This window comes from Epilithonimonas hispanica (assembly GCF_003385395.1).
Taxonomy (GTDB): domain Bacteria; phylum Bacteroidota; class Bacteroidia; order Flavobacteriales; family Weeksellaceae; genus Epilithonimonas; species Epilithonimonas hispanica.
In genome coordinates this window covers 1-11,682 of the sequence record NZ_QNUG01000063.1, presented here as the reverse complement: position 1 = coordinate 11,682, position 11,682 = coordinate 1, and the positions used below count along the sequence as shown (strand labels likewise).

Genomic DNA, 11,682 nt, shown 5'->3' with positions numbered 1-11,682 from the left:
ATTGGATAATAAGGTATCATACCTTTCGATCTCCATTGTATAACCGGAAGCGATCAATTGCTGACCGATGTTGATGATCGTATAGGCAACAAAAGTGTAAAGATTAATGTTGATGAATTTTGATACCCAACTGTATAATGAATTTTCAAATCCGGGAATAAGAGCCATTCCAACAGCTATCGGCCCCAAAATAATTAAAATGTAAGACCATATTTTTTGAATGAAGAAAATGAGATATACACAAATCCGAAGAATGGAAAGACAACAAAATTCAATGAGTTCTGCGACTAATTTTTGCATTTGGAATTCCATTCGTATTGACCATTCTTTGATAGGCTGAATCAATTTATCCAATCCCTCACTGATATCAAACCACGAATCATCAGCATCTTCAGTGGTATTCTCAATGACTTCCTGCTTCGCATCTTCTTCCGCTTTCAGTTTTATAACAGCATCCAATAATTGTTGCTGCTTTTTAAATCTCTCGACCCGTAAATCATTGACTTCCGATTCTATATCGCTGAAAATTGAGATTCCGGGTTCGGCAATGGCCTCAAATGGCGCTTGAATCATACTGACAAATCCACTCCAATAAACAAGCGTAAATCCGATCAGAATTGGTTTCAGCATTGGAGTGATTTCCCATTCTCTATCTCCGGCCGCCATTTGCCAACCCATATATCCAAGGTACATGAGAGCGCCTAAGCCGCCTATTGCTTTTCCTACCAAAGCAGATCCGGCGGCGCTATCTTGTACACTATTGTCTAATTTGGTAAAAACCTCCATAAACCATTTTTCAAAAGCGCCATCTCCTTTTAAAAATTGGAGTAGATTACTGTAATCGCCGTCTGTCTGGGCGAAACCCATTACAGGTAAAAGAATTGCTAATAGGCAAAAAGTTAATGTTATCGTTTTATTCATTTTTAATATCGGTGTTTGTAGTGGTTCATTATATTTTGAACAATCTGCCCGTCTGATGAAGGTGTCCACGCAGGTGGCAAAGCAAAATTTGAATGGTTTTTCAGAATATTCTTGTAATCTGTAAGAAGTGTTGTCTTGTTGTTGTGCTTCCTTAATTCCTGAACAAATTTTCGCCATTTGATAAGGGTTTCGTGGTACATAATGAACCTTTTTCCCCTTGGCATATCCATACTTCTGGACATTGAATATTTTTCTTTGATGAGATCCAGTTCTTCCTGAAGTCTTTTTAATGCTCCTGTTGAGCTGAGTGTTTCAAACGTTTGCAGGTCTTTCAGTCGCCACTCGATAAAATTTTGAGGTGTATCGGGAAATTCAGTAATAGGTTTTAGCATTCGTTTGTAATACAATAGCCAAAGAGGATCGGCATCGACAGTAGCGGACGTCCAATGGGCAAAATCCTGAACGCTCCTTTTATGAATGGTATCTGAAGCTGCTTTTATCTTTTTTGCTTCTTCCTCTTGAAACTTTAGCTGGGCAAACCTTTGATTTTGAACTCCTGTCGGTTTTAATGGACGAATGTCTTCCCCATCCTTATAATCCCTGTTGATTTTTGGAGCCCAAATTCCCCACACCGTTGCGTAGGCAAAATTGGTTTGGATTCCTAAAAAGTATTTTGGATATGGTCTCCAATCTCCCCAATCTTGAAAGACCATTCTTTTATGCTGGGCAACAATGGAAGGATCATTTAATCTCTTGACGCTGACTTGTCCAAACACACTGCCTGTAATCAAGATGAACTGAAATAGGCTGATTTTTTTTAGTAGATTTTCCATAATTTTTTAATTAAAGAGGTAATGGTATTTGGTGATGATGTCGCCAACAATGGCTTTGTCTATATTGATGTAATTACGAAGCACCGGAACCTGATACAGATAAGGGATTTTCTTGGCATTCTCTAATCGTAAATTGATGTACAGAATATTTCCGTTGATATTTCTGACCCTTGTAAAAATCTTTTCAATCAGCATTTCCCTATCCATTGCGTCCATTAGAAAATCTTTTTCCTCATTTAGAATGTCCTGCGTAACTTCCTGCTGAAGTTTCGTCGTCTGCTTCCCGATTTCAACATAATATTTTGAAATGAGTACCGAATATTCAGGATGCTGTGCTGATAGATCCAGCATTTTATTGGAGTTCGTTACTATTTTACCCAAATATTGATAGAGATAAATGAGTTTTTTGCTCTGGGTCAAGGCTGAATTCACATTTTTCAGTTGTTGATAGATGTATTCCTGAATCGCAATGATCTGCGTGATTTTATTGTTGATATCATCATACAATTCTTTTTGCTTTTCATAGGAATCCAGAAAAGCCTGTTCGCTTCCTAATCGAACACCGTGGTTTACGGTGATCTGTGACAGAAGTTTGTCGTTAATCACTATTTGCTGGCTTTTTACAGATGCAACAGAGAAGAAAAAAACTCCGGAAAAAAATATTTTTTTCATTTTAGAAAGATTTAATGTTATCCATGATGCTTTCAACTACTTGCTTATCCCTGTTGACATAATATTGAAAGGCTCTTTTGTTACGTTTTACCTTGGCTTTAATATCCCTTATCTTTAAAAGCATATGGGTAGAATTTCTGCTTATCGCCTTTACTTCACCCAAAGCATAGTCTAATAATACTTTACGTTCTGATTTTTCCATTTGGTTGATGGCTCCGTAAGACAAAATGATCCCGGTTACCAGCCGTGTTACCATTTGCAGATCATCAACAAACTGAACCTGAGAAGGCAAAACAGCGATAATGGAATAGGGAGCATCGTTTATTTCATTGATAATAGCAGTCTGATTGTTTGTTATTTTGGTTATTTCCCTGCTCATTGCTATTCCGGTGGGTATCGCTTGAATGGCAAATGAAACAATTCGCAATCTGTCCTGAACTTTGGTGATTTTTTCTTTAAAATTGTTCCATTGGTTTCTGTTGGCCGTTTCTACGGTGGCATTCGCAATTTGTTTTTGTCGCATTTCTTTTTGCCTGTCGTGTTCTTTCATCGTGGCATTGATTTCTATATCCATCATCGGAAATGAAACATTTTCCTGTTGCCATGCAGGGGTAGACCCACCACCGGAGGATCTCAATACCAAATAAACTAGAGGAATAAGCAAACTGACAACAATTTTATTTTTGCCACCGTAAGGTCGGCGAATCTCATTTTTCGATTTCATCATAGAAAAATTTAAAAATTCCGTTTATACCGGTTCATTATATTTTCAACAATAGCTTTGTCTGTATTGATATATCCGGCAAATGGATTAATAGAATTCCAGAATCCCAATCGGTTTGCTTTTTCTAATCGCAGTTTGATTGCTAAAAGCCAAAGCTTCAGATTTTTCACATTACCGGAAATATTATGAAGAATTTTGTAGCGGTCTCCTGCTGTTGCAAGATTCAGCTCTCCGGATGCGAGAATATCAGATACATCTGTCACGATCTTTAGACTTTGCTCATAGGTCTTTTGTGAAGCTTTCACCCCAAAAATGGCATACTCAGGATGTTCTGATGCTAGTTGTACCACTTGTGAGGAATAACTATAACATTTATTGAGATCTGAGTAGATCTCCTGTGCCTGAATTCCGTTTTGTAATGTTCCTGAAACTTCTTTCAAGCCTTTCAGAATTTTATTCTGAATGTCATTAGCCGCTACCATCTGTGTTCCCACCCAGGTCTGTGCGTCCTTTAATTTTGAAGTTTCCTCAATGACTTCGTTCTGCTTGGCTTTTAGATTTTCAGAATAAAGAATCATTGCCGCTGTTACCGTAGGGTCGATGTAGGTGTTTTGGGCGAATCCCATTGTCCCCCAGAGGGAGAAAATTAGTAGAAAAACCTTCAATATAATATGGTTCGCCAGAGATGAAACGTGACGAAATCCTCTTGGGAAATTTATAGGTTTAAACGTTTTCATAAGCGTAATTTTGTTTACTGATTAATTCTGAAAAACTGATATTACGGTCTTCCAGTTGCTGTGAAATGATTTTAAAAACATTCTTTCCTTTGTTCTCTTTTTTCATCATTCTATAAAAGGAATTGATTTTTTGATCTAAAGGATTTTGGTATAAATTCACGAGTGACACTAAGTTTTCCAGACTGTCTCCGAAGGTTTTTAAATCACCAACTATTCTGCGCAATGCTTCATCATAGTCTCCGTATTGGTGCACATAATATTCAACTGCCGATTTTTCCGGTTTTTCTGTAGTGTAGGTGAGATATTGTTCAAGCGAAACTTCATTTCCATAGACCTCTCCTTTTGAACCTCTTTTTAAGTAAAATTCTTTGAATCGGCTTCTCCCGAATTTGTTGTTGAGATTGTTGATGGTAAAAATCTTGTTTTGCTCTACTTTATTGAGCGATAGCAATGAAGCGATTTTATCAAAGTTGTCTTTGAACTTCGTCTGGTCAAGCAAAATAAATGTATCCGAATTATTGATGATGGAATCTTTAACCACTGCATTTCCAATAATGTCATCCAGTTCCTGCGTTACCACCACCGCTTCTCCCCAAAATTTCCTCACCGTTTTATATAAATAAAGAATGTATCCACCCATCAATTTACTAGCAATGGCCTTCCATGCTTCTTCGATTATTAAGGCTTTTCTGCGGTCTTTTCTGAGTCTCATTTTCTGAATGAAAGTGTCCATAATAATGAGCGTTACTATCGGAAAGAGCTTGGGATTATCTTTTACATTATCAATTTCAAAAACGATGAAAGATTCATCGAACAGCGTATTATCTGCACTTTCATTGAGCGTTGTTCCGTACCTTCCGCCTTTGTAAAAATCTTTCAGTACAAATAAAAAGGTGCGCAGATTAAACTCTTTCTCTATAATATTATGTTTTTTATTATTCAGGTAAATAGGAAGAAATTGATCACAATAATCATAAAACCCATTGAACGAAAGTTCTGTTACAACCAGCTTTTCTTCCAGTTCTTTTATTTTTCTGATAATGGCTTTTCTAAAGGATTCATTCCATTCTTCAGCTGATCTGGGTTGCCTGATGATGTCATTCGACTTGATTAAAATTAACTGTGTCTCATTGTATATTTTCCTTCTTTCTTCATCGTTCAGCGTGTCATACGCTTCATAGACTTTATAGAAATTTTCACTTTCATATTCAGGATTATTGATGTTCTTATCGGGATGATAGAATTTTAACAATTTTCTTCCCGCTTCTTTTATTTCATCGGAACTGGCATCGAAAGTAATTCCCAAAATGTCATAGTAAGTATGCTGTCCTTTGGCTTCATTCTCATATTCAGAAAAAAGATCATCTTCGTGAATGTTGTATTTACCTAGATAGAGAATGAGTTCTTCAGAAGTTTTATTTTCATACCACTGTGTTCCTGAGTTGAAATACTGATGGTAATACGACATCAACACATTATCTAAAATGGATTTTTGAGCGGATGACATTGCAGCATCGGGACCTTGCCAAATCAAGAAAATCAAGTTGGTTAAAAATTCGATTTTTTCGATATTAAATTCTTTTTTATCCATCAGAAAAGGATTCATTGTAATGGGCTTTTCTTCGGTATATTGAATGTATCTTCCTCCTTTATATTTACAAGTTCCTGAATAGGAATCTCCTGTATCAACAATCACTACATCATAATTGTAGGTCAAGTACTGCTCGATAATATTGTTCATTAAAAAACTTTTGCCTGAACCACTAGGTCCGAGAACGAACTTATTTCTGTTATTAATTCTTCCTGTTTTCATCGGTAAATCCGAAGGATCTACTTTTAGCGGAACGCCTTGTCTATCGGTAAATCTTAAATAGAAATTGGATTCTTCATTGACGGGGTAACTTTCTTTAAAAAAAAAACACAAGGCCGCTTCGCTTGTCGTCATAAAAAGATCATATTCCCTAAGTTCTGTTCCATTGCCCGGAATTGCCGACCGCCAAAGTTCTAACTGGTTGTAGGCATTTTTAGAAACAATGATTCCTTTTGTGAAAAGCTTATTTTCAATCATCGACTGAATGTTTTCCATTTTTTCCAGTGTCTGGGCTGAAAACAATATTGAAAAATGAGCATTGACCACCAATTGCCCATCAACAGCAATATTATGAAGCAGAGTCTGAATTTCATCTGCTATAATCGCATTGGAAGGAGAATTGTTAGCTGCTCCTTCGTGCTTTTTCTTCTTTTTATCAAGCTCCCTTTGCTGTTGCGCCTGAATTGGAATAGTAATAATCTGATTGTATACAATGGTCTCATAATCTTCCAGTTCATTGATAAAACTAAAATTATCAACTGCTGTTTCAGCAGCTGCACCGTTACCGCCGAGAACAGAATAAGGTTCAATTTCTGAGGGCAAATCAATGTTTTCTACATCCACGTAAGAAATATTTTTTACGAATCTGTTTCCGATCTGCAAAAATTCGTTGGTGCTTTTTATATTATCGAATGTTGGAGATTCGGTAAACTGCATCGACAGAACTCCCGAAATGTAGTATTCAAAATCTTTCTCAAATAAAAACTGAGGTTCGCAGTCATTCTGCTTCAAAAGCATCAATACTTTTTGGCATTTGTCCCGAAGTTCTTTATAGCTTTTATCGGAGAAATTGTATTGCTTTCTTTTCTTTTTCAGTTTATCATCGATGATATCTGTAAACAAAAGCACCGTTTCGATGGTTTTGAAAAGTCTGCCGTCAAAATGTTCCGAATATTTTTGTTGTAGAAATTGGTTGGATTGTTCAGCGGTGTATTTTTTTTTGGAAAAAATATCGAGCTTCTGAACGATTCTCCCCTCTCCAATGATCGATACCACCTGATTTAAAACCGTGTGAAAGTTGAGATAGCTATCCGGGTCCGCCGAGTACTGTTCTACGATGTTTTTTATCTTGATCCCGATAATAGGGTTTCCGTATTGTCCGAAAAGAACATCAAAATCCCAATTGAAATCCTTTCCATAATCATAACCTATAAAAGGAATGCTAAATGCCTGTTTTTTTGTTGTTGCCATTCTTTAAAAGTTTATTACTGCCTAACCTTTTTGGAAAAATTAAGATGTGATCGAAGTTTCTGGTTTTGTCATACAAACCATATTTATCCTGTCTTCTGAAGATGAGATAAACTCCGCCTGCGGTGACTGCAAGACCAAGTAAAGAGCCTAAGAGACCGAACTTTGAGAGTACCAATGCTGAAATGACCCCGCCACCGATAACACCGACTGCGTAAAAGATGTATTTCCCTTTGAGTCCGAAGAATACAAGGGGCTTTTTCAGCCCCTTATAAAGGTAGAATCCCATCCTATGCAAAGAATGCTGTTACAAATTCCGGAACGACAATCAGGAAGATCATTGCTCCTCCATAACCAAGGATCTCTTTGTTTACGTCCTGGTCACCATTCGTCCATTTATTATACACTCGGAGACCTCCGATAAAACCGACCAATCCTCCTACTGCTTTCAAGATCAGCTTGACCGGATCCCAATAATCAGTGATATCACTTGCTGCATTCGAGATTGCCGTTGCTCCACCTTGGGCAAATGCGGGAGTTATCGCCATAATTGCCAAGGCTAGGGTTAGAACTTTTTTTGTTGTCACGTTTTTTGTGAAAAAATTTTTCATCATAATTCAAAAAATTTATAAAGGGTTAATAATCAATTGAGTGTTAAATTTTGGGAATAGGAGTCCCGGACAACGGATGGGAATCCGCTGTTAAGTCTAATAATCAGTACGTTAGATTTTGTTTAAGTTGGCTAACTACATAATGGATTGATAAACTTTGTATCCGTCGTAGTTCGCAACCATTTGAACCAAGGTTTCAGAAAGATTAAGCATCGCCTTCCAATCTTTTATTCTGGAAGTTTCCTGGTCTGCACAAACCGTGATTGGGTTTTCGCTAATCACTTCGTTAGGTTTCTGATTTTCCTTTTCTGTTGATATTTTTTCCTTTTGGTCAAAATACGCTTCGCTTGATTCAGCATTTTCAGGATCAGGTTGGTTTTCAATTTCGGTAAAATCCTTTTTGGGTGCATTGTCCGGTTCATCCAGATCTTGTTCAGATTCAAATAGTCCCCTCAAATATTCCAGATCTTGTCTTTCTTCATTTCCTTCAGTGTAATCAGAATGGATTAGATTTTTATTAAAGGATTTGGGAGTGTTGAGATTTTCTACATCTTCAATCCCTATAGTTGCAGTAAGATCTTCGTACTGTTCGGAAATTTCGGATAAAGAAAATTCCTCAGTCTCTTCTTTGTAGGTTTCTTTTTCTTTCTTCAGAAACAGATCGTATACAATGTTACCTGCATAATACAACACGTAAACAGCCAGAATAGTAAGTGAAATTTTTATCATTTTTTATTGATTTAGTTGTCAGTCAATCGTTGTCGTTTGTTGGTATTGAATCTTTGATTTTTTACCTCTTTTTAATCACTTGTATTTTGATTTTTGAGGTTTCATTGATATATTTTATAAGTTCATCGAATGTATGTTCTACTGCATATTTTTGCTTGCCTATAAGGCTTCTGGTATTAATAGTTTGTAGGCAGTTTCTTTTAAATACCGGGCTTGGCAGCAGCATTCCATATTTTGCGAGCTCAATGTCCATTGCTTCCTGATTCAGATACTTGTAGCCTTTATCATATTTGGAACGGATAAATATTCTTTCGGCCTCACTTTCCAGTAGTCCCAGCATATTGATGAAGACCAAAGTCGATTTTACAGAAACATCGGAATACTCAAAAGGTGTTACGATAAAATCACTGTATATGAGCAAATCACTGTATTTTGCATCGAGCGTTCCGGCCAAATCAAAGAGATTGATCTCATCGCTTTCTTTTAAATTAATGAGAGTTTCAAAGTCTGAAAAAGGCTGCTCTTCTTCCTCGCCAATAATTTCTACATCGTACAATTTTGGAATGTCCAATAGCTCATCTTCTTTCCATTTGTGATAGAATGATTTCTGATAATCAAAATCGAAAACATTGAGTTTTCTTTCTGAAAGTGCGGTAATGTAATTGGCAAAAGCGATGGCTAATGTCGTTTTTCCGGTTCCTCCTTTTTGGGTAGCAAATGTGATGATCATAGGTTTTAGTTGATTTTTATTGGACTGAAGATGATTTTTCCATCAACTTTATCGTCTCTTTTTTCGTCTTTTTTTGAGTTCATTTTCGGCAGGGTCTTTTGCAGTTCCCGAACTTTTCATCAACTCAAAAAGCATTTCGTTGACGGCTTTGTTTAATTCTGTTTTTTCATTATTTTCAGTCCGGTTTTCTGTCTGCACTTCATTGACGCTTATGGGATTCAGAAATTTTTGATATTCCTTTTCTCCGATTAATGGTTGAAGTTCACCCACGTAATGAAATCTGGTATGAACAGCATACAGCTTTCCATCTTCGCCTTTTGTTATAGAAATATCTTTTTTTTCATCATTTGTGTTTTTGTTATTTCTAATAAAGTCCTTTACTTCAAACTGGACTTTTCGGTAGGTTTCCAAATCTTTCTTCCCTCGGTTTTCAAAAAGCATAAAGTCCTTGATTTCTGCTTCCGGATTATTCTTCTTAAAAAATTCAAGCAGGATCTTTTTTGTTTCCTGGCTGCGAATATTATAATCCTTCAGTATTTCAAAAGTCTTCTTATCCACCTTGTCAGAAGTAAATTCAAATACTTCATTCATTTTCATAATATCACTTCCTTTGTATACTTCTCCTGTTTTATGGTCGATCACGGTGTAGCCGAAAGGATTTTTATCTTCTTTATGATGAAAAACCATATCGATCCCGAAAACATCTTTCAGCTTTTTTTGGAGCTCGCTTTCAAAGGCAATCTTCATTTTTGAATCATTTCCTCCGTCAGTAGTCTTCTCTTTTGGAAGCACTGCTTCATTTTTTCTATTATCCACCACTTTAAAAACCTTATTGGAATACAATTCTTTGTATTTGCTTAATATGGCTTTCATCTGCTTAGCCCTTTTTTCATTTTTGCTGTTATCAAAAACAATCTGATCCCCTCTAATAGATTTTTGGTTTACTCCGTTTTTTAAAATGTTAAAAGAATTTTCATCACTTGTGTTTTTGCCTATCTTGTAACCATTTCTGCTGAGTAGAGTTTCCAACTGATCAAGCGAACTTATTTTGTAGTTCAGCAGCTTTTCCAGTTCTTCTTCCGGTTTCTGACCATATAATTTTTCCATTGTAACGCTTAATGCTTTTTGGGCTTTAAGCCTTTCATAACTGTCATTGATCTTTTTCCCTGTCTGTTTATCAACCCGGGTTGAAACAATGTGTACGTGATTATTATCTGTATCCTTATGAAAAACCACAATGAAAGGCTGTTCGCCATATTTCATTTCATCCATAAAATTCTCCGTTATCTTAGTAAGCTCTTCTTTCGAATGCCCTTGAAATTTTGTAGAGATCATCGCGTGAAATTGAGGCTTCAACACTTTTTTATTCCCGATTGAAATAGCTCTTAAATAGTTTCTTACTTCTTGCTTGCTGCTTGATTCGTTAATGAATGAAGGAAAATTTTTCATCAGCATTAATTCTCCAATGCCTTTATCAATTTTCTTATCGTTATAATGAACTCCTGGAAAACTCGGACCTGCCGGATCCATGATCTTAACAATCATCTTGATAGCTTTGCATAGATTTTTGTAAAGATTTCGTTCTGTTCTTTTTTCAGAATTATGATCTCTGATAACTTATCCGAAAAATTTCTGAGTTTATTTTCGCTGATAAATTTTTGACCATTTGCTATTTTTGCTACCTGATTGATATTATTTTCAATTTTTCCGAAGATGTTATCCTGTTTTTCAATGAACGCCAATACTTTTCGTCTCTCGTCATCCATCATTCTATTCTCTACGGAATTGATGATTAGACTAGTCAGGGAAATTTGTTTATTGGAACAGATTTTTTTCCAATCTTTCTTCTTTTCACTCTTAATTCTGAAAAAAATAACTTCATCTTTTGCTTCATCAGTATTCATTTTTCAAAATTTAAATTTGATTTTCTAAATGTTGTTCTCTATATTGGAACAAGGATGACCGCTGCAATTGCCATAATGCCTACAACAATAGAACTCACGACCTTTACTTTTTTCACTTCCCGGATTTGTTTTTTATCGATTGAGATAGTCTCTCCTTTTTTGGAAATGCCGTAAATATTTTTATTATCAATTGATGTGATTTTTATTTTGTGGATTTTTGCAGTGAAATCCTGAACTTCATATTTCTGATTTATTTCTAAAGAATTATCTTTCAACGGTTTGCCTGGATTCGAAACAATAGCTCTACAAGATGTTAGCGAAACGATAATTATTAGGGATAAAAATTTGAAAAAGTTTTTCATAGTTTTATGATTATGGCGTTTCCCAACTTGTTACGCCGTTCAAACTTTTCAGAATATATGTTCCGGTAGGCGGAGGGTTAGGAACCGTTTCTGTTGCGAAGCCAAATGATCCATCAGCTTTAGCAACCACTTTTTTTGTATAGGATGAATCTCCGTCTGCATTGGGCATTTGGGAAGGTGTAACGCTGAGCTTGCCATTGATATTTAACCACCTTTCAGAAAAATCCCCCGAAATCAAAGCAAATTTGTAATCCGTATAATTGTTCGTGATACTATCCCAAAAGCTGGTTGAACTTGTTGTAACGGGGGTTGAATGTATAGCTAGTTTATTACTTACGCTTCTGTTTCCTGTGGCCGGGCTACCAGCGCCAATGCCAATGAAAATATTGTTAGACCCTGTT

13 protein-coding genes and 1 pseudogene are annotated in these 11,682 nt (G+C 36.2%); all 14 read right to left on the bottom strand.

Annotation, left to right across the window (positions count from 1 at the left end; translation table 11 throughout):
• On the bottom strand, positions 1-921 hold a 921-nt coding region (locus tag DRF58_RS16850; RefSeq protein ID WP_116037049.1), incomplete at its 3' end, for a type IV secretion system protein.
• A 2-nt stretch (positions 922-923) separates the two neighbouring features.
• Entirely contained in the window at positions 924-1,754 is an 831-nt protein-coding gene (locus DRF58_RS16845) for a hypothetical protein (protein WP_028123315.1), read from the bottom strand.
• A 6-nt stretch (positions 1,755-1,760) separates the two neighbouring features.
• Positions 1,761-2,426, bottom strand: coding sequence for a hypothetical protein (locus DRF58_RS16840; protein ID WP_072410593.1), 666 nt, complete (start codon positions 2,424-2,426; stop codon positions 1,761-1,763).
• A 1-nt stretch (position 2,427) separates the two neighbouring features.
• On the bottom strand, positions 2,428-3,090 hold the full coding sequence (locus DRF58_RS16835; RefSeq protein ID WP_245955554.1) for a hypothetical protein: 663 nt from the start codon (positions 3,088-3,090) through the stop codon (positions 2,428-2,430).
• 71 nt (positions 3,091-3,161) lie between these two features.
• Positions 3,162-3,887, bottom strand: coding sequence for a hypothetical protein (locus tag DRF58_RS16830; RefSeq protein WP_245955553.1), 726 nt, complete (start codon positions 3,885-3,887; stop codon positions 3,162-3,164).
• Positions 3,874-6,948 (bottom strand): TraG family conjugative transposon ATPase, encoded by a 3,075-nt coding sequence (locus tag DRF58_RS16825; RefSeq protein ID WP_116037046.1) that lies wholly within the window; start codon positions 6,946-6,948, stop codon positions 3,874-3,876. The genes DRF58_RS16830 and DRF58_RS16825 overlap by 14 nt, the downstream gene beginning before the upstream one ends.
• Positions 6,920-7,234 (bottom strand): DUF4133 domain-containing protein, encoded by a 315-nt coding sequence (locus DRF58_RS16820; protein ID WP_040995597.1) that lies wholly within the window; start codon positions 7,232-7,234, stop codon positions 6,920-6,922. The genes DRF58_RS16825 and DRF58_RS16820 overlap by 29 nt, the downstream gene beginning before the upstream one ends.
• A 1-nt stretch (position 7,235) precedes the next feature.
• Positions 7,236-7,556 carry a DUF4134 domain-containing protein gene (locus DRF58_RS16815; RefSeq protein ID WP_371462110.1) on the bottom strand — a complete coding sequence of 107 codons (321 nt, stop codon included), beginning with the start codon at positions 7,554-7,556 and terminating at the stop codon, positions 7,236-7,238.
• Between the two features lie 135 nt (positions 7,557-7,691).
• Positions 7,692-8,285: a hypothetical protein gene (locus DRF58_RS16810; protein ID WP_116037044.1), complete on the bottom strand. Its 594-nt coding sequence runs from the start codon at positions 8,283-8,285 to the stop codon at positions 7,692-7,694.
• Positions 8,286-8,346: 61 nt separating this feature from the next.
• Positions 8,347-9,015, bottom strand: a complete 669-nt coding sequence (locus DRF58_RS16805) for a ParA family protein (protein WP_040995592.1) — start codon at positions 9,013-9,015, stop codon at positions 8,347-8,349.
• A 48-nt stretch (positions 9,016-9,063) separates the two neighbouring features.
• Complete coding sequence (locus DRF58_RS16800; RefSeq protein WP_034975946.1) at positions 9,064-10,560, bottom strand: relaxase/mobilization nuclease domain-containing protein; 1,497 nt, start codon at positions 10,558-10,560, stop codon at positions 9,064-9,066.
• The gene (locus DRF58_RS16795) at positions 10,557-10,919 is read right to left on the bottom strand and encodes a hypothetical protein (RefSeq protein WP_116037043.1); all 363 of its coding nucleotides are present in this window, start codon (positions 10,917-10,919) and stop codon (positions 10,557-10,559) included. Before DRF58_RS16795 ends, DRF58_RS16800 begins: the two co-directional genes overlap by 4 nt.
• A gap of 38 nt (positions 10,920-10,957) precedes the next feature.
• A complete protein-coding gene (locus tag DRF58_RS16790; protein ID WP_116037041.1) occupies positions 10,958-11,281 on the bottom strand; it encodes a bacteriophage spanin2 family protein in 324 nt (107 codons plus the stop codon).
• A gap of 10 nt (positions 11,282-11,291) precedes the next feature.
• A pseudogene (locus DRF58_RS16785) lies at positions 11,292-11,682 on the bottom strand (hypothetical protein); the annotation flags it as partial.

Coding starts and splice junctions, on each gene's coding strand:
- DRF58_RS16810 (WP_116037044.1), bottom strand. CDS start 8,285: ATGATAAAAATTTCACTTACTATTCTGGCTGTTTACGTGTTGTATTAT.
- DRF58_RS16805 (WP_040995592.1), bottom strand. CDS start 9,015: ATGATCATCACATTTGCTACCCAAAAAGGAGGAACCGGAAAAACGACA.
- DRF58_RS16820 (WP_040995597.1), bottom strand. CDS start 7,234: ATGGGATTCTACCTTTATAAGGGGCTGAAAAAGCCCCTTGTATTCTTC.
- DRF58_RS16795 (WP_116037043.1), bottom strand. CDS start 10,919: ATGAATACTGATGAAGCAAAAGATGAAGTTATTTTTTTCAGAATTAAG.
- DRF58_RS16845 (WP_028123315.1), bottom strand. CDS start 1,754: ATGGAAAATCTACTAAAAAAAATCAGCCTATTTCAGTTCATCTTGATT.
- DRF58_RS16825 (WP_116037046.1), bottom strand. CDS start 6,948: ATGGCAACAACAAAAAAACAGGCATTTAGCATTCCTTTTATAGGTTAT.
- DRF58_RS16800 (WP_034975946.1), bottom strand. CDS start 10,560: ATGATTGTTAAGATCATGGATCCGGCAGGTCCGAGTTTTCCAGGAGTT.
- DRF58_RS16830 (WP_245955553.1), bottom strand. CDS start 3,887: ATGAAAACGTTTAAACCTATAAATTTCCCAAGAGGATTTCGTCACGTT.
- DRF58_RS16790 (WP_116037041.1), bottom strand. CDS start 11,281: ATGAAAAACTTTTTCAAATTTTTATCCCTAATAATTATCGTTTCGCTA.
- DRF58_RS16840 (WP_072410593.1), bottom strand. CDS start 2,426: ATGAAAAAAATATTTTTTTCCGGAGTTTTTTTCTTCTCTGTTGCATCT.
- DRF58_RS16815 (WP_371462110.1), bottom strand. CDS start 7,556: ATGAAAAATTTTTTCACAAAAAACGTGACAACAAAAAAAGTTCTAACC.